Here is a 21,479-nt window from a genome sequence, read left to right as displayed (position 1 = left end):
GGGGGCCGCAAGTCCGCGTGTGCTTGAGTTGAGCGCCGCGTCCGCCCGTACCCGTCTCCGGCACCCCCGTCTCCGGCACCGTCATGGAGAGAACCGATGCCCGAACCGCGTCATCTACTGATCCTCGGCGGCACCGCGGAGGCACGTCGGCTCGCCGAGGCCCTGCACAGCGAACCGCACAGCGAGCTGCGCGTGACGACCTCGCTGGCGGGCCGGGTCGCGCGGCCCGTGCTGCCGCCCGGCGAGGTGCGGATCGGCGGCTTCGGCGGGGCCGAGGGCCTGGCGCGCTGGCTGCGGGAGCACCGGGTGGACGCGCTCGTCGACGCCACGCATCCCTTCGCCGAGGCGATGAGCTTCAACGCGGCCGGGGCCGCCGCCGCGGCCGATGTTCCGCTGCTGGCCCTGCGGCGGGCCTCCTGGGTCCCGGTCGAGGGCGACGACTGGCGCTCGGTCGGCTCGCTGGAAGAGGCAGCGGAGGCGCTGCCCGCGCTGGGCCGGAGGGTCTTCCTCACGACCGGCCGGATGGGGCTCGCCGCCTTCGCGCACCTCGACGGCCTGTGGTTCCTCGTACGGTCCGTCGACCCGCCCGAGCCGCCGTTCCCGGCCCGGATGGAAGTCCTGCTCGACCGCGGCCCGTTCGCCCTCGACGGCGAGCGCGAACTGCTGCGCCGCGCCCGTATCGACGTCCTGGTGACGAAGGACAGCGGCGGCGCGGCCACCGCACCCAAGCTCAGGGCGGCCCGGGAGGCGGGCCTGCCCGTCGTCGTCGTGCGCCGGCCGCCGGCGCCGGACGGGGTGACGGTCGCGGCCACCCCCGAGGAGGCGGCCGCCTGGGTCCGTCAGTCCTCCGGGTAGCGGCGCGGCGTCCAGACGATCTCCTCGCCGCCGCCGCGCCGGACCACCCGGGTCTGCGAGGAGCCGACGAGCAGGATCGTGCGCATGTCGACCTCGGCCGGGTCGAGGTCCGCGAGCCGCACGATGCGTACGGACTCCTCGGGGCCGCCCACATCGCGGCCCAGCACCACCGGGGTGTCGGGCGCGCGGTGCTCCAGCAGCAGCTCGCGGGCTTTGCCGACCTGCCAGGTGCGGCTGCGTGAGCCGGGGTTGTACAGGGCCAGCACCAGGTCGGCCGCGGCTGCGGCGTGCAGTCGCCCGGCGACGACCTCCCACGGCTTGAGCCGGTCGGACAGCGACAGCACCGCGTAATCGTGGCCGAGCGGCGCGCCCGCCTTCGCGGCGGCCGCGTTGGCGGCGGTGACGCCGGGCAGCACCCGTACGGGGACGTCCCGGTACCCCTCCTGCGCGGCGACCTCCAGCACGGCCGTCGCCATCGCGAAGACGCCGGGGTCGCCGCCCGAGACCACGGCCACCCGCCGGCCGCGCCGGGCCAGGTCGAGGGCGAACTCGGCGCGTTCGGCCTCGACCTTGTTGTCGGAGCCGTGCCGGACCTGTCCGGCGCGCTCCGGCACCCGGGCCAGGTACGTGGTGTAGCCGACCAGGTCGTCGGCGGCGCCCAGCGCGCCGCGCGTCTCGGGGGTCAGCCACAGCGGGCCCGCGGGACCGGTCCCGACGACGACCACTTCGCCCTGTTCGGCGGCCGGCTGCGGGTGGTTGACGCGGCTCGGCAGCACGGCGACCGAGAAGTACGGCACCGACTCGGGGTCGATCCCGGCCAGCGCGCCGGTCCGCTCGCCGCTCATCGTCGCGCGCTCGACGTAGCGCGCCTGCGGCAGCCGCCCGGAGCGCTCGATGGCCCGGCGCACGGTGGGGAAGGTGCGCCCCAGCTTCATGACCACGACCGAGTCGGTCGAGGCCAGCCGGGCCGTCAACTCCTCCTCGGGGAGGGTGCCCGGCAGGATCGTCAGGACCTCCTCGCCCTCGACGAGCGGGGCGCCCAGACGGGCCGCGGCGGCGCTCACCGAGGTGACGCCGGGTATGACCTCGGTCGGATAGCGGTGGGCCAGCCGCTTGTGCATGTGCATGTACGAGCCGTAGAAGAGCGGGTCGCCCTCGGCCAGCACGGCGACGGTGCGCCCGGCGTCCAGGTGCACGGCGAGCCGGGCGGCGGCCTCGGTGTAGAACTCGTCCATCGCGCCCTGGTAGCCGCCGGGGTGGTCGGTGATCCCGGTGGTGACCGGGTAGACCAGCGGCTCCTCGACGTGGTCGGGGCGCAGGTGCTCGGCGGCGATGGAGCGGGCGATCGAGCGGCCGTGCCGGGCGCTGTGGTACGCGATCACGTCGGCCTCGGCGATGACCCGTACGGCCCGTACGGTCATCAGCGACGGGTCGCCGGGGCCCAGGCCGACGCCGTAGAGGCGACCAGTGCCGGTGCCTGCGGCGGCGCTGCTTTCGGGGCCGCCGCCCCCGGTGCCGCTGCCCCCGGTGCCGCTGTGCGGGGTGCGGTCCGGCGCGGCGGTGTTCGGTGCGGCGGTGTTCGCCGCAGCGGTGTCCGGTGTGCCGCTGCCCGGTGTGCTGGTGTTGTCCGCGCTCATTCTTCCTCGCTCGCGATCGCGTTGATCGCGGCGGCGGCGATGGCGCTGCCGCCCCGCCGTCCCCGGACGACCAGGTGTTCCAGGCCCGAGGCGTGTGCCACGAGCGCGTCCTTCGATTCGGCGGCGCCGACGAAGCCGACCGGGACGCCGATGACGGCGGCCGGCCTAGGGGCCCCCTCCTCGATCATCTCCAGCAGCCGGAAGAGGGCGGTCGGCGCATTGCCGACGGCCACCACCGCGCCCTCCATCCGGTCGCGCCACAGCTCCATCGCGGCGGCGCTGCGCGTCGTGCCCATCCTGGCCGCCAGGTCCGGCACCGACGGGTCGGACAGGGTGCACAGCACCTCGTTGTCCGCGGGCAGCCGCTTGCGGGTGACGCCGCTGGCGACCATGGCGACGTCGCAGAGGATCGGCGCGCCCGCCCGCAGCGCCTCACGGGCGCGCGCCACCACCCCGGGGGTATAGAGGACGTCGCGCACCAGGTCGACCATCCCGCAGGCGTGAATCATCCGCACGGCGACCTGGGAGACGTCGGCGGGCAGGCCCGCGAGGTCCGCCTCGGCGCGGATCGTGGCAAAGGACTGCCGGTAGATGGCCGCGCCGTCCTTCTGGTACTCAAACACTGTGGTCTCGCTCATTTCTTCACTGCTGTGCCGGGGTGGACTGCTGTGCCGGGGTGATGCGCGCCGCCGCGAGGGCGTCAGCGAGTTCTGTGGGCTGCACGCCGCGCCGCACGGGCGCGCCGTGCGCGGAGATGTCATAGCCGTCGGGCGTGGCCACCACGTCGACCCACGAGGTCCCCTGCGGGTGTCCGCAACGGCGTTCGCAGCCGGACCAGTGGACCGGCAGGCCGCCGCTGCCCGCGTCGCGGGCAGCCGAGGCGTCGGCCCGTACGTCGGAGAGGGACTTGGCGCAGCCGGGCCGCCCGGTGCAGGCCCCGACCCCCAGCCAGGGGGAGCCGGGGGTGGTGACCAGCCCGGCGTCGTCGAGTTCCGCCAGCAGCCGGGGGGCCGCGCCGGCGGGCACGCCGGGCAGCACCACGCCCCGCCAGGGCGTCACCCGCAGCCCGCCCGAACCGTACTCGGCGGCGATCGCGGCCAGCTTCCGCCATTGCGCGGAGGTCAGTCGGCCGAGGGGCGCGAGCACGGAGAGCGCGGCGCGGCCGTCGGGGGCGGGGATGAGGCCGGGGGTGGGGGCGAGCCCCCTCTCAGCTCCCGGACGCAAGGCCGCCGGGGGCTCGGGCTCGTATCGCGCGTCGATGCCGTGAGCGGTCAGCCACCGGGCGAACCCGGGTGCGGACAGCGCGTCTTGCCCGACGGGGGGCCCGGGGGCCGGTTCGGCAGGGAGTCCGGAAGCGGCCCCGGCCGGAAGCCCGGGGTCCGACGCTCCGGGAAGTCCGGGGGCCTGCCCGGCGGCGAGCCCGGCTCCCGGCTCGGGGGAAGCCCCGGAGACGGCCTCGGCGGAGACCCCAGCGCCGCCCGCGCCGGAACCCCCACCCGCACCCGCGACCCCGACCCCCAAATCCCGCACCCGCCAAGCCCGCGTGCCGCCCCCCTCGCGCCACCCCTCCCGCGCGACAGCGAGAAACACCTCGGCGGCCAGCAGCGCGGCACGGGCCGCGTCCGCCGCCGCGACCCGTACCGCCGCGGGGCCGGCTCCGATCCGTACCAGGGCCTGCCGGCCCGACCGCTCCGCGAGCACCGTCACATCCGCGCCGAGCGCCGCGACGTCACCGCGTCCGTCGTCGCATGCGAAGAGGAAGCGCCCGGACAGCTCGGTCGCACTCTCGCTCGCGCACAGCAGCTCGTCCAACGACCGGGCCCAGGGCTGTACGTCGGGCCGCGAGCCGTCGAGCCCGGAGAGCGGGGAGGCCACGATGTTGCGGACGCGCTCGTGCCGGGGCGCGGGCAGCAGGCCCGCGTCGTGCAGGGCGCGGGCCAGCTCCGCGCCGCAGTCGGCGGCGAGCCCGCGGAGCTGGACGTTGCCGCGGGAGGTGAGGTCCAGGTTGCCGTCGCCGAGCCGCTCGGCCGCGTCCGCGAGAGCGTCCGCCTGGCGGGCGGTCAGCGCGCCCGCCGGGATGCGGACGCGGGCCAGGGCGCCGTCGTCCGCGGTGTGCAGGCGCAGCGCGCCGGGACAGGCGTCGCCACGGTCCCGTATGTGGGATGCGTCCCCGGTCGGGACGGGCGAAGGCGCAGGTGGCATGGCGGCGAGCATACCGACCATCACACCGGGCGTATGCCCCGTCCGTTCGCCACGGCCCTTACTATGCTCGGTGACCGGCCACTCGGCCCGTCACCGCCGAAGACGGCGACACGGAGGAAGCCCGGTGAGAACCCGGCGCGGTCCCGCCACTGTGAATCCGGTTACATCCGGATGAGCCAGGAACTCCCGCTGTCTTCCACTGCCCGGGGCGCGGACCCCGAGGAAGGCCAGGCGCCGCATGATTCTGCTGCTCTCGACCTCCGACACCGACCTGCTCAGCGCCCGTGCCGCGGGCGGAGCCGTCCCCTACCGGTTCGCGAACCCGGCCAGGCTCGACCTCGCTGAACTGCCCGCCCTGCTGGACGGCGCGGACCTCGTCGTCGTACGCCTCCTCGGCGGCCTGCGCGCCTGGCAGGAAGGCATCGACCTGCTGCTCGCGGAGGGCAGGCCGGTCGTGGTCCTCACCGGTGAGCAGGCCCCCGACGCCCAGCTGATGGAAGCCTCGACGGTCCCCATCGGCATCGCCGCCGAAGCGCACGCCTACCTCGCCCACGGCGGACCCGCCAACCTCGAACAGCTCGCGCTGTTCCTCTCCGACACGGTGCTGCTGACCGGACACGGCTTCGAGCCGCCCGCCCCCGCGCCCACCTGGGGGCCGCTGGGACGCACCGCCGGTGCGGACGCCGCCGGGCCGCTGATCGCCGTCCTCTACTACCGCGCGCACCACATGAGCGGCAACACGGCCTTCATCGAGACGCTGTGCACCGCCGTCGAGAACGCCGGAGGCCGCGCCCTTCCGCTGTACGTCGCCTCGCTGCGCGCCCCCGAGCCGGAACTGCTCGCCGCCCTGGGCGACGCCGACGCCATCGTCACCACCGTCCTCGCGGCCGGCGGCACCAAGCCCGCCGCGGCCTCGGCCGGCGGCGAGGAGGACGCGTGGGACGCGGGCGCGCTCGCCGCGCTCGACGTACCGATCCTCCAGGCGCTGTGCCTGACCGGATCGCGCAGCGCGTGGGAGGACAGCGACGAGGGCATCTCGCCGCTGGACGCCGCGAGCCAGGTCGCCGTGCCCGAGTTCGACGGCCGGCTGATCACCGTCCCGTTCTCCTTCAAGGAGATCGACGAGGACGGCCTGCCCGCCTACGTGGCCGACCCCGAACGCGCCGCCCGCGTCGCCGGAATCGCCGTCCGCCACGCACGGCTGCGCTACATCCCCAACCCCGACAAGCGCCTCGCGCTGGTGCTGTCCGCCTACCCCACCAAGCACTCCCGGATCGGCAACGCGGTCGGCCTCGACACCCCCGCGAGCGCTGTGGCCCTGCTGCGCCGGCTGCGCGCCGACGGCTACGACTACGGCGACGAGCCGGTCCCCGGGCTGGAGTCCGGCGACGGCGACGAGCTGATCTACGCACTGATCGCGGCCGGCGGCCACGACCAGGAATGGCTCACCGAGGACCAGCTCGCCCGCAACCCGGTCCGCATCCCGGCGGCCGACTACCGGCGCTGGTACGACGAACTCCCCAAGGTGCTGCGCGAGGCCGTCGAGCGGCACTGGGGCCCGCCGCCCGGAGAGATGTTCCTCGACCGCAGCCGCAACCCCGAGGGCGACATCGTGCTCGCCGCGCTGCGCCGCGGCAATCTGCTGGTCCTCATCCAGCCGCCGCGCGGCTTCGGCGAGAACCCGATCGCGATCTACCACGACCCCGACCTGCCGCCCTCGCACCACTACCTGGCCGCCTACCGCTGGATCCAGGCCTCGCAGCAGGACGGCGGCTTCGGCGCGGACGCCATGGTGCACCTGGGCAAGCACGGCAACCTGGAGTGGCTGCCCGGCAAGAACGCCGGGATGTCCGCGTCCTGCGCGCCCGACGCGGCCCTCGGCGACCTCCCGCTGATCTACCCGTTCCTGGTCAACGACCCGGGCGAGGGCACCCAGGCCAAGCGCCGGGTGCACGCCACCCTGGTCGACCACCTCGTACCGCCGATGGCCCGCGCCGAGTCGTACGGCGACATCGCGCGGCTCGAACAGCTCCTCGACGAGCACGCGGCCATCGCCTCCATGGACCCGGCCAAGCTGCCCGCCATCAGGGCCCAGATCTGGACCCTGATCCAGGCCGCCAAGCTCGACCACGACCTCGGCCTGGAGAACCGCCCCGACGACGACGGCTTCGACGACTTCCTGCTGCACGTCGACGGCTGGCTGTGCGAGATCAAGGACGCCCAGATCCGCGACGGCCTGCATGTGCTGGGCGGCGCGCCCACCGGCGAGGCGCGCGTCAACCTGGTGCTCGCGATCCTGCGCGCCCGGCAGATCTGGGGCGGCCAGGCCGCCCTGCCCGGCCTGCGCGAGGCGCTCGGCCTGGACGAGTCGGCCGCCACCCGCAGCAACGCCGACGAGACCGAGGAGCGCGCCCGCGCCCTGGTCCAGGCGATGGACGACGCGGACTGGGACCCGGCGGCGGTGGCCGCGGTGACCGCGGGACTCCCCGACGATCAGCTCGCGGGAGTCCGCGACGTACTGGACTTCGCGGCCCGCCAGGTGGTCCCGCGACTGGCCGCGACCACCGACGAGATCGACCACGCCGTGCACGCCCTCAACGGCGGCTTCGTGCCGGCCGGCCCCTCCGGCTCCCCGCTGCGCGGACTCGTCAACGTCCTGCCGACCGGCCGCAACTTCTACTCCGTCGACCCCAAGGCCGTACCCAGCCGCCTCGCGTGGGAGACCGGCCAGGCGCTCGCCGACTCGCTGCTGGAGCGCTACCGCGCCGACAACGGCGACTGGCCGACCTCCGTCGGACTGTCCCTGTGGGGCACCAGCGCCATGCGCACCTCCGGCGACGACATCGCCGAGGCCCTCGCGCTGCTCGGCGTCCGCCCGGTCTGGGACGACGCCTCGCGCCGGGTCACCGGCCTGGAGGCGATCACCCCCGGGGAACTGGGCCGCCCGCGCATCGACGTCACGCTGCGCATCAGCGGCTTCTTCCGCGACGCTTTCCCGCACACCATCGGGCTGCTGGACGACGCGGTGCGGCTCGCCGCCTCCCTGGACGAGCCCGCCGACGCCAACTTCGTCCGCGCCCACACCCAGGCCGACCTGGCCGAACACGGCGACGAGCGGCGCGCCACCACCCGCATCTTCGGCTCCCGCCCCGGCACCTACGGCGCGGGCCTGCTCCAGCTCATCGACAGCCGCGACTGGCGCACCGACGCCGACCTCGCCGAGGTCTACACGGTGTGGGGCGGCTACGCCTACGGCCGCGAACTCGACGGACGGCCGGCCCGCGACGAGATGGAGACCGCGTACAAGCGCATCGCGGTCGCCGCCAAGAACACCGACACCCGCGAACACGACATCGCCGACTCCGACGACTACTTCCAGTACCACGGCGGCATGGTCGCCACCGTCCGCGCCCTGAAGGGCACCGCCCCCGAGGCGTACATCGGCGACTCCACCCGCCCGGAGTCGGTCCGCACCCGCACCCTCGTCGAGGAGACCTCACGGGTGTTCCGCGCCCGCGTCGTCAACCCCCGCTGGATCGCGGCGATGCGCCGGCACGGCTACAAGGGCGCCTTCGAACTCGCCGCGACCGTCGACTACCTCTTCGGCTACGACGCCACGACCGGCGTGGTGGCCGACTGGATGTACGACAAGCTCACCGAGACCTACGTCATGGACCCGGAGAACCGCGCCTTCCTCCAGGAGGCCAACCCCTGGGCGCTGCACGGCATCGCGGAACGCCTGCTCGAAGCCGAGTCACGCGGCATGTGGGCCAAGCCCGACCCGGCCGCGCTGGCCGCCCTGCGCGAGGTGTTCCTGGAGACGGAGGGCGAACTGGAGGGCGACGGCTGACCGCTCCGGCGGGGGCGGGACCGGTCGGCTCAGCACTCGATGACGTTGACCGCGAGCCCGCGCCGCGCCGCGCCGCGCCGCGCCGCGCCGTCTCCTGGTACTTGGACTTCATGCCGGCAGCTGAATGGTCGGGTCCCGGGACGCGGGGCGTTGCTCCGAACGGAGTTCGCGCCCCGCGTCCCGGGTGCCGTCGCTAGGCCATCGTGGGCGTGCTGGTGATCTCCTCAGCGGGCGCTGGCTGCTGGAGCGGAATGGAAGCGGGTGCGTCGTCGGTCGGGTGTGGTTCTGAGGATGGATGGGCGGTCGCGGTGGCGGCCGGGGTGGCGGCCGGGGTGGCGGCCGGGGTGGCGCCGGTTTGGCCGAGGCCGAGGCGCAGGTGGATGATCTGGGCGATGTCCGCGATTGTGCCGTTGCTGCGCAGGAGTTCCATGGGCGGGATGTCGACCTGGTACCGCTGCTGGAGGGAGATCAGCAGTTCGGCGCCCATCAGCGAGTCCATGCCGTAGTCGTCGAGCCGTCGGTTGTGGTCGAGCTGGGTGGAGTCCATGTGGAGGACTTGGGCGAGCAGGGTGGTCAGGTTCTCGGTCAGGAAGGCCAGCGCTTCCTCGCTGGGCATTCCGCTGAGGAGGTCTTCGCGGGTGAAGCCGTTTTGTTCGCCGCGGGCGGGGACCAGGTTCGCCATGCGCGGAGTGTTCGGCAACGTCAGGATCGCGCCGCTTCTGGCCCAGTTGTAGCGCCCCGTGCCCGCGACGACGGCGTGGGAGTCCAAGAGGCGTTCCGCGACCGCGAATGCCTCGTGCGGGAGGATCGCTTCGAGACCCAGGCTCTTGAGACTCTCGGTCAGCCCGTTGCGGGCCACGTAGCCGGTTTCACCGATGGCTCCCCAGGCGATGGCGAGGCCGCTGTGTCCCTGCTGTCGCCGCTGGCGCACCAGGGCTTCCAGATAGAGGTTCCCCGCCGCGTACACGGTCTGCTGGACGTTCCCGAACAGGGCAGTGCCGGAGGAGTAGAGGAGGAACAGTTCGCAGTCCCGGCCTCGGGTGAGGGTGTCCAGGACGGCGGCTCCGCCGATCTTGGGTTTGAGTACGGCGGCGATGCGTTCCGCGTCCAGATCCACGAGCGGGGCGTCGTCGAGGTGCATCGCGCAGTGGACCACGCCGCGCAGCGGATGGCCGTTCGCGTCGATCGTGTCGACGATGTTCCGCATGGCGTCCAGGTCGGCCGCGTCGGCGGCGTACGCCGTGGCGGTGACCCCGCGTTCGGCGAGCGTGGCCAGGATCTGGGGTGCTTCGGGGGTGTTGGCGCCGCGTCGGCCGACCAGGGCCAGGTGGCGGGCACCCCGGTCGGCGAGCCAGCCGGCGGTGGCGGCGCCGAAGCCGCTCAGTCCGCCGGAGACCAGATAGGTGGCTTCCGGGTGCAGCGTGTGCGGGCGGGGGATCGGCTCGACCGTCGGGGGTTCGTCCAAGGGGTCGAAGGTGACGACGACTTTGCCGATGTGCCGGGAGTGCTGCATCAGGCGGAAGGCGTCGGCGACGCGGGCCGCGGGGAAGACGCTGTGCGGCAGCGGGCGGCACACCCGCTCGCGCAGCAGCCTCTCGCACTCCGCGAAGACCGGACTGATCTCCTGAGGCACCTCCGTGATGGCGGTGAGGTCGACGCCGGAGAAGGTGATGTTGTTGCCGAAGGGGCGCAGGGAGAGGGGTTTGTTCTCGTGGATGTCGCGTTTGCCGAGTTCGAGGAAGCGGCCTCCGGGGCGGAGCAGTTCCAGGCTGCGGGGGATGGCTTCGCCGGCGAGGGAGTTGAGCACGATGTCGACGCCCCGTCCGCCGGTGATGTCCCGGATCTGGTCGGCGAAGTGCAGGCTGCGGGAGTCCAGGACGTGGTCGATGCCCAGCGCGCGTAGGTAGGCGCGTTTGAGGTCGCTGCCCGCTGTGGCGATCACTGTGATGCCGTGTGCCTTGGCGTACTGGACGGCCGCGAGTCCGACGCCGCCCGCGGCCCCGTGGACCAGCATCGTCTCGCCGGCCTGGACGCGGGCCAGGCGTTTGAGGCTGTAGATGACGGTGGCGAAGGCCACGGGTGCGGTGGCTGCCTCACTGTAGGTGACGTCGTCCGGGATGGCCCAGGCGGCCGCTGCGGGGGTCACGGTGTGGGTGGCCAGGGAGGCGGCGGCCATGCCGGCGACGCGGTCGCCCGGTTTGAGGCTGATCACGCCGGGGCCGCAGGCGGTGATGACGCCGGCGTATTCGAGGCCGAGTCCGTGTTCGGACGGCGTGCCTTCGACGACTTCGGCGGGCAGCAGGCCGGTGGCCTGCATCAGGTCGCGGTAGTTCAGGGCGGCGGCCCGCACCTGGACGGCGATTTCTCCCGGCCCTGGTTCCGGCTGGTGGACCTCCTCCCAGGCCAGGCCGTAGGAGAGTCCGGGGTTGCGTACCCGCAGGGTGAACGGGATCGGGTCCTCGGTCGGCCGGGCGGTGGGGCGGTGCTTCTCGCGGGGGACGAACCGGCCGCTCGCCGTCAGGACGATCTCGTCCTCGTCGGTGGGGTCGAGCAGTTCGCGGGCCAGCCGCCGCGCGTCGGCGGTCAGGTCCGCGCTCCGCTCCAGGCAGATGCGACGACCCTCCAGGTCGGCATGCTCGTTGACCAGGCACCGCGCCACCCCCCAGGCGGCGGCGTCGACGGGATCGGTGATGCGGGCGAAGGTGGGCACGGCCCCACTGGACCGGGTCACCAGCCACAACCGGGTGCGCACCGCACGGGGCAGAGCCTCGCAGGCGGCCGCGATGGCGCGCAGCGTCAAGGCGTGGGCCACGGCCTTGGCGACCGGATCCTGCGGCTCGTCACCTGAGGAACCCGCGAGGACGAACATGATGTCGACCGTGTGGGTCGCGGCCATCGTCACCGGGGAGGTGATGGCGGCGTCTTCGGGGACGGTGGTGAAGTCCAGCAGTCGGTCCCAGGCCGTCGTGTCGGTTTCCGCTCGGGTGACGCGCACCGTCGCGTCGCCACCGGAGTTCAGGACCTCGGCGACGGCGTGGGCCAGCTGGTCCTCGTCGGCCGTCTCGGCCGCGATGACGAACGCCGTGCCCGGACCGGCGGCGGACGGTGGGGGCGGTGGTGCCGGCGTGCTGTGCGGGGCGACGGCGAGCAGCACCGAGAAGTGCTCGCGCGAGGGCTTCGCGTCGTGGCCGGTCTGGATGACGTCGGTGTAGCCGCATCGCTCCAGCAGGGGCGGCCACTGTTCGCGCGGCAGCAGCAGGGAGCGGGGCCGCAGGTCGGTGTCGGTGTTGCCGTGGAAGCTGTCAAGGGTGCCGAAGATCGGGGCCAGCATCTCCGGGTCGTGTGACTCCGATACCAGGAGCTGGCCCCCCGGTGCCAGCAGCGGAGCCACCCCGCGCAGCGCCGCTTCCAGGTCTTTGGCGGTGTGGAGGGAGTTGACCGCCACCACAACGTCGAATCCGTGCGCCGGGTGGCCTTGTTCTGTGAGGTCCTTGTCGAGGTCGAGGGTGCGGTAGTCGATGAAGTCGTAGGCCGCGAAGCGCTGCTGGGCCCGGGAGAAGAACAGCGGGGAGATGTCGCTGAAGCAGTAGCGGGTCCGCTCCGCCGGGAGCAGCGGCAGCAGCGCGGCCGTGGTACCGCCGGTGCCGGCCCCGAGCTCCAGGACACGCAGCGGACGATCCGCCGGCCAGTCGCGCACCATTTCGCGCAGCAGCGCCTGCGCGACGCGGTTGTGGAAGCGGCATACGGGGGCGGTGTCGTAGAACTGCTCCAGAGCCCGGGTCACCGGATCCGAGACCAGGAGGTCCAACGGGTCCTCCTCACCGCGCAGCACCTGCTTGAGGTGAGCTGCCTGGTGGGAGCTGAGCGCGATTTCGGTGACGAACTTCGGTACGTCCGTAGTGGCCTGCCAGGTGAGTGAATCGACGGGGAAGTCCCTCGCGGTCAGCAGCCATCGTCCGTCCGGCTCCGGCGCGAGGACGCCGTGTCGTTCCATCAGCGGAATGAGCAGGGTGACCAGGCGGCGGTAGCGCGGCTGCATGCCCGCTGCCACCAGATCGTCCACGCTGAAGGGCCTGGCCGGGTCGGGAAGGAGGCCGGCGAGGGCCGTGCCGTAACGGCGTGCCGTGCTCGTTTTGGCGACAGGGGCGAACCGTTCGTAGCCCGCCTGGTGCCAGTCGGCGCGGAGGGCGGCGATGCGTTCACCGGCGGCCTTTTCGACCGCCTGCGGGGAGGGCAGCGGGGAGGGTAGGCAGGGTGCTTCGGGGTGCGGGGCGGCGCGCAGTTCGGTGTGGTAGGTGGTGTGGGGGGTGCGGCGGCCGACGGCGAGGCGGCGCAGGCGGCAGCCGTCGAGTTGGACGCTGACGTTCCCGTCGTCGTCGGTGATGGTGATGTCCCAGCAGACCTCGTCGCCGATCCGGGAGCGCTCGCGCACCCACACCTGGCCTGTGGTCGTGGGGGTGGTCCAGACGCGGACGGCGCCGATGGCGGCCGGCAGGTAGGCGTGCCCGTCGGACACGCTCGTGGCCAGCAGCGGGGCTCCGGCTTGGAGGGCGCCGTCGACCAGCGCCGGGTGCGCGGTGTAGGGATCGCCGGGGGTGTCGTGGTGGTAGCGCGCGACGACTTCCCGCTCGCCTACCCGCAGTTCGCGCAGGACCTGGAAGGCGGGGCCGTAGGTGAGGCCGGCCGCCGCGCAGGACCGGTAGTGCTCGTCGGCGGTGGTCAGCCGGGGGCAGCGGGCGCGGGCCGCGCCGAGGTCAATGGGTTCGGGGCGGGCGCGCAGGAGAGCACGGACCCGGCCCCGGGCGTGCGGTCGCGGGTCGGTGGTGGTGGTGGTGGTGCGGTCGGTGCTGGTGAGGGTCACCGTGCCGTCGTCCGGGTGGACGGCGGCCTGGGTGCGGATCGCGGACGGGTCGGTCCAGGGGATGACCAGGGCGTTGCTGATGTCGAGGTGTTCGAGTTCCACCGGCCCGTCCGCGAGGGCCCGTCCGGCGGCCAGGGCCATCTCGGCGAAGCCGGTCGCCGGCATCACGACGGAGCCGGCCACTTGGTGGTCGGCCAGCCAGGGGGTGAGTACCGGTTCGATGGTGGCCTGCCACACCGGGTGCGGGGCGGGCAGCCGTTCGCCGAGCAGCGGGTGGCGCAGGATGCCGTCGCCGCTGGAGTTGATCCAGCTTTCGCGGGTGCCGTTCCAGTGCCGTTCGCGCTGCCAGGGGTAGGCGGGCAGGTCGGTGACGTGGCCCGGGTGGGGGAAGTACCGGGCCCAGTCGAGGTCGGCTCCGGTGGCGATCAGCGCCGCCTGGGCAGTGGCGAGGGCCGCCGGTCCGTCGCCGTCGCGGCCCAGGGTCGGAAGGACGGTGACGGGAACCCGCGGGCGCTGGGCGGCGATGCGCCGCAGGTAGGTCCGCAGGGCCGGGTGCGGGCCGATTTCGAGGAAGACATCGCCGCCGTCTTCGATCGCCTGTTCCACCGCGTCGGCGAACCGGACCGGCCGGCGCACGTTGTGCCACCAGTACGCCGCGTCCAGGTCGGCGCCCCGTGCCCGGGCGCCGGTGACGGTGGAATAGAACGGGATCGCGACCGACCCGGGCGCCAGACCGGCCAGCGCGGTGGCCAGCGGCTCCTCCAGGCCGTCCATGGAGCGACTGTGGAAGGCATAGTCCAGGTCGAGGTCACGGAAGAACACCCCGCGCCCGGACAGGCGTTCGCCCAGCTCAGCCAGCGCATGGGCATCGCCGGCGACGGTCACGTCCTGGGCACTGTTGACCCCGGCGAGCTCCAGCCGACCGCCATACGCGGCCAGTTCGTCGGCAGCCTGCTCCGCCGAGAGTCCGACCGCGGCCATCCGGCCGCCGCCGCGGGTGCTTCCCTGGACCCGGCTGCGTTCAGCGATGACCCGCGCCGCCTGGGGGAGCGTCAGCGCGCCGGCGCAATGCGCCGCGGCGACCTCGCCGACGCTGTGCCCGAGCACCGCCGTGGGCTCGATCCCCCGCTCGCGCAGCGTGGCCGCCACGCCGACCTGCACCGCGAACAGCAGCGGCTGCGCGACCTCGGTCGCCCCCAGCCGCCACCGCTCAGCAGGCTCGGCCAGCGCCTCGGCCACCGACCAGCCCAGGAGAGGAGTCAGCTCCTCGTCCACCCGGGCCACCGCGTCGCGAAAGACGGAATCGCTGCGCGCCAGGTCGGCGCCCATGCCGGCCCACTGTGATCCGTTGCCCGAGAAGACGAACACCATCCGGCCCCGGGCGACCGCCTTGGCCCGCGCGCCGACCGCGAACGATGCCGCCTCGCCGGCCGGTTCGGTGCCTGCCGTCGCAGTCTCGGTTGTGGTTTCCGTCGCAGTTGCGAGGGTTCCCGCCGCGGGCTCGTCTTTCGGTGTCGAATCGTCCTGGAGGCTATCCGCGCCCGGTGCTTCGCCGACGGCTCGCGGCGCGGTGTCGGGGACAGCGTCGAGGTCGGCGAGCCGGGTGAACTCGCGGGCCGCCTCGTCCGGCGTGCGGGCCAGGACGACGGCGCGCTGCTCGTGCCGGCCACGACGGCGGCACGAGGTGTACGCGAGGTCGCGGAACTCCTGGGGCGGCGTATCGGCCAGGCGGCTCGCGATCCGGGCCACCGCTTCGGTCAGCGCCTGTTCGGTGCGTGCCGAGACCAGGACCGGCAGCCCCTCGGGCGGCATCGCGGACGCGGCGGGTTCCGCGACGGGTGGGGCGGCGGCGAGGATGGTGTGCGCGTTGGCGCCGCCGAAGCCGAAGGAGTTCACGCCCACGACGGGGCGCTCGGTGGCGGGCAGGGGCCGCCGTCGGGTCTCGACCCGCAGGCCGAGTCCGGCGAAGTCGATGTCGGGGTGCGGCTGTTCGCAGTGCAGCGAGGCGGGCACCGTCCGGTGCTGGAGCACCAGCAGTCCCTTGCACAGGCCTGCCAAACCGGAGGCAGGCTCCAGGTGCCCCAGGTTGGTCTTGACCGAGCCGATCGGCAGGTCGCCGGTGACGCGCCGGATGCCCAGCGCGCGGCCGATGGCCTGCGCCTCCAGCGGGTCGCCGACAGGAGTGCCGGTGCCGTGCGCCTCGAAGTACACCACCTCGTCGGGGCTGACGCCCGCGTCGGCGTAGACCTGGCGCAGCAGGTCCTCCTGGGCCTGGGGGTTCGGCAGGGCCAGGCCCATGGTCTTGCCGTCGCTGTTGGTGGCGCTGCCCAGGATGACGCCGTGGACGCGGTCTCCGTCGGCGAGCGCGTCGCTCAGCCGCTTGAGGAGGACTACCGCGCCGCCCTCGGCGCGGACGAACCCGTCGGCCTGGGCTGAGAAGGAGGCGCACTTGCCGCGGACCGACAGCATCGACGCCTGGGAGAATCCGACGTAGTGGGACGGCGACAGCAGCATGTTCGCTCCGCCGCACAGCGCGGCCCGGCTGGTATTCGCCCACAGAGTGCTGCAGGCGCGGTCCAGGGCGACCAGCGACGACGAGCACGCGGTGTCGATGGCCATGCTGGGACCGTGCAGGTCGAAGGTGTAGGAGAGGCGATTGGCGGCGATGGAGGAAGCGGCCCCCGACATCGTGTAGGCGTTGATCGTGTGCGGCGACGTCATCTGCATGAAGCCGTAGGAGTTGTCGGAGATCCCGACGTAGACGGCGGTGTCCGAGCCGGCCAGCGCCTCCGGGGCGATGGCGGCGTCGTCGAGGGCCTCGGCCGTCAGCTCCAGCAGGAGCCGGTGCTGCGGGTCGACCTGGCCGGCCTCCTTGGGGGACATGCCGAAGTAGCCGGCGTCGAAGCCGGCGATGTCATCCAGAAAGCCGCCGGCGGCGGTGTAGCTCTTGCCGACGCGCGGGCGCGTCGTGTCGACGAACCGGTCGGCCTCGAACCGGTCCTCGGGCACCGGGCCGATGAGGTCCCGGCCCTGTTCCAGGGCGCCCCAGAGGCCGTCCATACCGTCGATACCGCCGGGCAGCCGGCAGGCCACTCCCACGATGGCGATGGCTTCCCGACGTGCGGCTTCCCTGTCCCGATGCATGTGAGCCCTTCTCGTCCGCGTTCACGGCGGCGAGCACTTCAGCCGACCGCTGTCATACGGGATACACACTCTCAGTGTGCATTCGGTAACACAAAGCTGCCGGCGTGGAGGGTGCCTCCCTGTGGGGAATTGCACCGGCAGGCGCCACCGTACGTCCGGCCGCGACTCTTTCGGGTGAACGCCCCACACGTCGTCTTTCTGGTACATCCGGGGCGAACGGGGTTGGCCGGTCGGAGGAATCGACGCCGCGTACGGTCCGCCCTCAACCAGAGCCCCGCAATGCGAGGCGTGGACGGCGGTTGGCCGCGCTCTAGTGTGGCGACGTCGAAGCGCCTACCGTCCTCTGTCGCCCGGTGCCCACAAAAATGCGCGCCAGATCCCTCAGGAGCCCCTTTTGTCCGTACTGATCACTGGCGCCACCGGATTCCTCGGCTCCCGCGTCCTGCGCCGCCTGCTCGACGACGGTGCGGACGAGACGATCACCGTCCTGGGACGGGGAGCCCCCGGGCAACTGCGCCACCGGATCGAGGCGGTGCTGGAGGCAGCGCAAGCCGCGCCGCCGCCCCCAGGCGCGCTGGAACGCCTGCGCTACGTCGAGAGCGACCTCACCAAGCCCGGCCTGGGACTCAGCCGACGCGAGACCGCCGAAGCGACCGGCGGTCTCACCGCGATCTGGCACTGCGCTGCCGGGGTGGCTCTCCAGGGCGACCCCGGGGCACTGTTCAAGACCAACATCGGCGGAACCCGGGCGGTGCTGGAGCTGGCAGACGAGGCACCCGATGCGCATCTGTTCCACACCAGCACCGCCTACGTCGCCGGCCGACGACGCCTCGGCCACATCATGGAAGACGACCTGAGCGAGGAGGCCGGATTCCAGACCTACTACGAGGAGACCAAGTTCAACGGCGAGCGCCTGATCCACGCGTGGGCCGCGCGCACCGGCCGGGCCGTCACCATCATGCGCCCCAGCCTTCTCGTGCTCGACCAAGTGATCCCCGACGGGCTGCCGTCCCAGTCCCTGAACCCTGTCACGCGCCTGATCGACGCGGGCCTGACGGTCACCGACGACGCGGGCGCGACGCTCCGGCGCGACATCGGCACCCTCCACATCCGCCTCCGGGCCGACCCGGAGGGATCCCTCAACATGCTCCAAGTGGACTACGCGGCACACGCCATGGTGCGTGCCGCGGCACATCGAGGAACAGGCGTGCGCACGATACACATCACGCACCCCCACAACACCTCGATGGGCGTTCTCATGCGGGCGTTCGAGCACGCCTACCCGGGCCTGGTCGTGGAGATCGTCACAACCCTGCCCGCGCCGACACCGTACGAGGCGCAGGTCGATGAACAGTTGACCGGCCTGGCGGCGTTCACCGCGCTGCGCCGCACCTATGACCGCACGAACCTGCTCCGAGCCGTGGACGGCCTTCCTGACCCGGACCCCATCGACAGCGCGTACCTGGCCCGCAGCATGAAGAACGCCGACAGCGTCGTCGGCGCCTGATCCCCTACGCGGGATGTCAGGCAGCCACGCTTCATCGTGTCTCGCACCCGCCTCTCTCGTTGTGCTCGTTGCCAAGATCACGAATCGGCGGAGGAGTCCCATGTTCACGCCCGACAGCCGAGCCACCGAGGGCGACGGGGACAGGCAGGGGACCGATTCCGCCACCGGGGCGGCCTCGGTGGGCAGGCGGTCGCGGTCGCACACCGACCGGCGCCTTTTCGCTCTGCTCGCGACGGTCGCCCTCACTCTGTCCGCGGGAACCCTGTGGGCGACCACGGCTGGAGCGGTCCCTATCTCCTTCGCCGTCTCCGGCAGCACCTTCCAGGTCAGGGCGGACCACCTGGCTGGAACCGACGCGGTGCAGTTCGCCTCCCACACCACCGACGCCGCAGGCCGCCACCACGCCGTGGCGGTCGCGGGCGTCGGCAGCGCCAAGATCACCAACCTGTGCCAGTCCGCCGTCGCGCACACCCCCCTGGGGGACATCACGCTGAACATCCGCTCCGGCGAGGACCACCCGGTCCAAGCCGACGACATGGTGATCGACATGGACCGCATGGAAGGCGACATGACCTTCGGCCGCGTGCAGATGGGACGCGACGCCGCCACCCTCGACTCCGTACCAGGAGCCCAGGGAGCCCCCGGCACCTACGGACAGCAGGCCCGCACCCTCAAGATCGACCATCTGCGCCTGCGCGCTTGGTCGATCACGGCAGCCACCTTCAGCCTCAAGGACGCGAGCATGGCCGTCGCCCTCGGGGACCACTCGTGCCTGTGACCCCCACCGGCCTCCCGCGACTCACCGCTCGCGTCGGCCGGAGCCGCCGACTCCTGCGCGACCGCCCCCTGTTCGCCGCAGCGCTGATGGCGACCTCCGCCGTCGAACTCGCCTACTTCCCGCTGCGACGCCCCGAACTGCTCGGCCTCCAGGGCATCGGCGCCACCTCGGCCATCCTCATCGCCTTCGGTCTGACGGCGTGCGCCGCGCTGGTGGTGTGGCGGCCGCACCGGGCGCGACCGGTTGGCTGCGCGGCCATCGTGCTGGGGATCGTCTCCGGCCCGATGGCCAACCTCGGCGGCTTCCTCGTGGGCATGCTCCTCGCCGTACTCGGCGGCTCCCTCGCGATGGCGTGGCGCGTGGTACCGCCACAACCCGCGCCCGAGCCCGCCTCGTGACCTCCACGGCTGTCCGCCGGAGCATGCTCGCCCTGCTGGCACAGGTCATGATCCTTACCGCCGCACCCCTGTGGCCAACCTTCGCGACCCCACCACCGGGGCCCGGAACCCCCACGCCCCCGCACACTGGCCCGGACATCCCACCCCCACCGGAGCCGAGACCAGAACCGCGCCCCGAGGCGCGCTGCGCGCCCGACACGCTGCCCTCCCGCGCCCCGGCCGGCTCCGCCCAGGTGTCAGCACTGGCCGCATGCCTGACGGGCCAAGCCCGCGACGCGACCACCCCCGCCGCCGAGACCGCCGGAATCAAGGCCCCCCGACTCGGCGGCCCGGTGAGCCTGACGGCGCGCACGATGACCGTCACCGGACTGCTGTGCCCCGCCCTTCCGATCGCCGGCGGAGTATGCCGGGCCGACTCCGTCTCACTCGACTCCCTCCACCTGCAATACACCGGAGCCGATCATCTGTGCGTCGTCGCCAACCGAGTCACCGCCCGCGGATCAGTACGCCTGAGCGCCGAACTGCTCACCGGCCGCCTCTTCGGCCTGCTGCCAGTGGCCCTGTCCACACGAGCGCTGCCACCGATCCCGTTCCCTTACGTCCGGCTGGCCGACGTCCACGCGCGAGGCGTGAGCCTGGACGCCGACGACCTCCGAGGCGAGCGCATGACCTTCCGGGCCGGCCAAGGCTGTTGACCTCGCGCAGGCATGAACCAGTACGGGGCACCGCCCCCGCGGCGGTCAGCGCGCCCGCGCCAGGCCGCCGCTCCGGCGCAGCGTCTCGCCGTCCTGCCGCAGGACGGCCTGTTCGAGCGCGCTCAGCCGCGGTCCGGGAGCGATGCCGAGCTCGCCCGCGAGCGTGGCGCGTGCGTCGCGGAACACCGCCAGCGCCTCGGACTGCCGCCCCGTCCAGTACAGGGCCAGCATCAGATCAGCGTAGAGCCCTTCCCTGAAGGGGTGTTGGGGCACCAGGTCCAGCAGCTCGCCGATCGCCTGCTCGTAGTGGCACAGCTCGATGTCCAGGGTGATGCGCTGTTCAAGGGCGGCGAGCCGCTCCTCCTCCAGTCGCGCTGCCCTGGCCCGCAGGGCGGGGCTGTCGGCATCGGCCAGCGCGGGGCCCGGCCATAGAGCCAGCGCGTCGTTCAGCGCACGCAGCGCGTCCTCGGGCCGGTCCCGGCGGTGGAGTTCCCTGGCGTTCCCCACCGAGTGGCGGAACTCGTCCACGTCCACGACGAAGGCCGGGCGATCCAGTTGGTAGCCGGAGGCATAGGAGACGACAGCGCTCTGCGGCGCGCCTGCCGCGGCCAGTGCGCGGCGCAGCATCCAGATGCTGGTCTGCAACTGGGCGCCGACCGTACGGGGCGGCCGGTCTCCCCAGGCGTCGTGGATGAGCCGGTCGATGGGCACGATCTGTCCGCGAGAGAGGGCCAGTGAGGCAAGCGTCCTGCGCTGTCGATCCCCGCAGATGGCCAGCGGCTCCCGTGCGGTGGCGGCGACCACCGGCCCCAGCACAGAGATGTTAATCCGGTCCTTCACCCACTGTGCGGGTATGCGGCTGTTGATGTAGATCCCCCAGGATCCATCGCTGCTTGGACGTCAATGTCACTTAATGCAATCTTTGCGCGTTTCGGAAGGAAAGCTTCCACCCTTCTTGCGCACAATTCCCTTCGATTCGCCCCAACGAAGGTGCATTGCTCCTGTGTTTCTCATGTTGTTCGAAGGAGTCTTGGCCGCTGCCGAGCCATCCTCAAACCGCTCACGGGAGGAAGACCGCTTCGAGAGCGGGCGAAGAGTGAGCCGTAACAGGCTTCCCGCATGGGAACAGCCACCACCTCGGAGCGACTGCCGGCGCGGATGGAGCCAGGGGTCGCCGGACTGCCGGGCTACGAGCCGTCCGTACGCGACGAGCCGCTGCTGACGTGGGAGGAGGCCGCGAGCCACATCGTCGAGGACATCACCGCGTCGGCGAAGGGACTATTCGCCCTGTACGGGCACTGCGCGGGCTCCACTCTGACGACGCTGGCGGCAAGGGAGTCGGAGCGCCGGCGCAGCGTTCCCGACCCGGGACTTCGTCCAGCACCAGGCGCGCGAGCCGGCACGGATCCTTACCGCCTACACATCACTCTCTTACCGAAAGGCATCGGTCATGGCTGACGCGATGGTGCTCAAGGCACAAAAATGGGTCAACTCCACGTACAAGGGCGTCTCCGGCTACAACGCGTGTCCCGAGAACGGGCGCACCGGCTGG

General features: G+C 72.7%; 12 protein-coding genes and 1 riboswitch. Of the genes, 7 read left to right on the top strand and 5 right to left on the bottom strand.

All coding sequences use genetic code 11. The features are described from left to right. Positions 1–96: 96 nt before the first annotated feature. Positions 97–855 (top strand): cobalt-precorrin-6A reductase, encoded by a 759-nt coding sequence (locus QMK28_RS08210; protein WP_326436358.1) that lies wholly within the window; start codon positions 97–99, stop codon positions 853–855. Here the strand turns inward: QMK28_RS08210 and QMK28_RS08205 are convergent. The 3 genes from QMK28_RS08205 to QMK28_RS08195 are packed head-to-tail and all read right to left on the bottom strand — an operon-like array spanning position 840 to position 4,694. After that, entirely contained in the window at positions 840–2,492 is a 1,653-nt protein-coding gene (locus QMK28_RS08205; RefSeq protein WP_326436357.1) for a precorrin-2 C(20)-methyltransferase, read from the bottom strand. The genes QMK28_RS08210 and QMK28_RS08205 overlap by 16 nt on opposite strands. Beyond that, positions 2,489–3,130 (bottom strand): precorrin-8X methylmutase, encoded by a 642-nt coding sequence (locus QMK28_RS08200; RefSeq protein ID WP_326436356.1) that lies wholly within the window; start codon positions 3,128–3,130, stop codon positions 2,489–2,491. Before QMK28_RS08200 ends, QMK28_RS08205 begins: the two co-directional genes overlap by 4 nt. A gap of 4 nt (positions 3,131–3,134) precedes the next feature. Further along, positions 3,135–4,694 (bottom strand): cobalamin biosynthesis protein CobG, encoded by a 1,560-nt coding sequence (locus tag QMK28_RS08195; RefSeq protein WP_326436355.1) that lies wholly within the window; start codon positions 4,692–4,694, stop codon positions 3,135–3,137. 88 nt (positions 4,695–4,782) lie between these two features. Next, positions 4,783–4,900: riboswitch (cobalamin riboswitch) on the top strand. Positions 4,901–4,932: 32 nt separating this feature from the next. Between QMK28_RS08195 and cobN the strand changes: the two genes are divergently transcribed. Continuing rightward, positions 4,933–8,544, top strand: coding sequence for a cobaltochelatase subunit CobN (gene cobN, locus QMK28_RS08190; RefSeq protein ID WP_326436354.1), 3,612 nt, complete (start codon positions 4,933–4,935; stop codon positions 8,542–8,544). A gap of 193 nt (positions 8,545–8,737) precedes the next feature. Here cobN and QMK28_RS08185 read toward each other — a convergent pair whose 3' ends face one another. Then, positions 8,738–16,549 carry an SDR family NAD(P)-dependent oxidoreductase gene (locus QMK28_RS08185; protein WP_326436353.1) on the bottom strand — a complete coding sequence of 2,604 codons (7,812 nt, stop codon included), beginning with the start codon at positions 16,547–16,549 and terminating at the stop codon, positions 8,738–8,740. Between the two features lie 394 nt (positions 16,550–16,943). Between QMK28_RS08185 and QMK28_RS08180 the strand changes: the two genes are divergently transcribed. From QMK28_RS08180 to QMK28_RS08165, 4 genes are all read left to right on the top strand, one after another. Then, positions 16,944–18,056 carry an SDR family oxidoreductase gene (locus tag QMK28_RS08180; protein WP_326436352.1) on the top strand — a complete coding sequence of 371 codons (1,113 nt, stop codon included), beginning with the start codon at positions 16,944–16,946 and terminating at the stop codon, positions 18,054–18,056. 100 nt (positions 18,057–18,156) lie between these two features. After that, positions 18,157–18,834, top strand: coding sequence for a DUF6230 family protein (locus QMK28_RS08175; protein WP_326436351.1), 678 nt, complete (start codon positions 18,157–18,159; stop codon positions 18,832–18,834). Continuing rightward, the gene (locus tag QMK28_RS08170) at positions 18,825–19,232 is read left to right on the top strand and encodes a DUF6114 domain-containing protein (protein WP_326436350.1); all 408 of its coding nucleotides are present in this window, start codon (positions 18,825–18,827) and stop codon (positions 19,230–19,232) included. The genes QMK28_RS08175 and QMK28_RS08170 overlap by 10 nt, the downstream gene beginning before the upstream one ends. A 233-nt stretch (positions 19,233–19,465) precedes the next feature. Beyond that, positions 19,466–19,927: a hypothetical protein gene (locus tag QMK28_RS08165; RefSeq protein ID WP_326436349.1), complete on the top strand. Its 462-nt coding sequence runs from the start codon at positions 19,466–19,468 to the stop codon at positions 19,925–19,927. A 45-nt stretch (positions 19,928–19,972) separates the two neighbouring features. Here the strand turns inward: QMK28_RS08165 and QMK28_RS08160 are convergent, their stop codons facing one another. After that, the gene (locus tag QMK28_RS08160; RefSeq protein WP_326436348.1) at positions 19,973–20,767 is read right to left on the bottom strand and encodes an AfsR/SARP family transcriptional regulator; all 795 of its coding nucleotides are present in this window, start codon (positions 20,765–20,767) and stop codon (positions 19,973–19,975) included. A 279-nt stretch (positions 20,768–21,046) separates the two neighbouring features. Between QMK28_RS08160 and QMK28_RS08155 the strand changes: the two genes are divergently transcribed. Then, positions 21,047–21,385, top strand: a complete 339-nt coding sequence (locus QMK28_RS08155; protein WP_326436347.1) for a hypothetical protein — start codon at positions 21,047–21,049, stop codon at positions 21,383–21,385. The last annotated feature ends 94 nt before the right edge of the window (positions 21,386–21,479 follow it).

The sequence above is a fragment of the Streptomyces sp. H27-D2 genome, from assembly GCF_035828615.1.
Taxonomy (GTDB): domain Bacteria; phylum Actinomycetota; class Actinomycetes; order Streptomycetales; family Streptomycetaceae; genus Streptomyces.
The sequence above is the reverse complement of the archived record's forward strand: the minus strand, read 5'-3'. Positions and strand labels throughout refer to the sequence as shown.

What these genes read in the sequence shown, in the direction of transcription:
- QMK28_RS08210 (WP_326436358.1), top strand. Translation starts at nt 97, where the DNA reads ATGCCCGAACCGCGTCATCTACTGATCCTCGGCGGCACCGCGGAGGCA.
- QMK28_RS08205 (WP_326436357.1), bottom strand. Translation starts at nt 2,492, where the DNA reads ATGAGCGCGGACAACACCAGCACACCGGGCAGCGGCACACCGGACACC.
- QMK28_RS08200 (WP_326436356.1), bottom strand. Translation starts at nt 3,130, where the DNA reads ATGAGCGAGACCACAGTGTTTGAGTACCAGAAGGACGGCGCGGCCATC.
- QMK28_RS08195 (WP_326436355.1), bottom strand. Translation starts at nt 4,694, where the DNA reads ATGCCACCTGCGCCTTCGCCCGTCCCGACCGGGGACGCATCCCACATA.
- cobN (WP_326436354.1), top strand. Translation starts at nt 4,933, where the DNA reads ATGATTCTGCTGCTCTCGACCTCCGACACCGACCTGCTCAGCGCCCGT.
- QMK28_RS08185 (WP_326436353.1), bottom strand. Translation starts at nt 16,549, where the DNA reads ATGCATCGGGACAGGGAAGCCGCACGTCGGGAAGCCATCGCCATCGTG.
- QMK28_RS08175 (WP_326436351.1), top strand. Translation starts at nt 18,157, where the DNA reads ATGTTCACGCCCGACAGCCGAGCCACCGAGGGCGACGGGGACAGGCAG.
- QMK28_RS08155 (WP_326436347.1), top strand. Translation starts at nt 21,047, where the DNA reads ATGGGAACAGCCACCACCTCGGAGCGACTGCCGGCGCGGATGGAGCCA.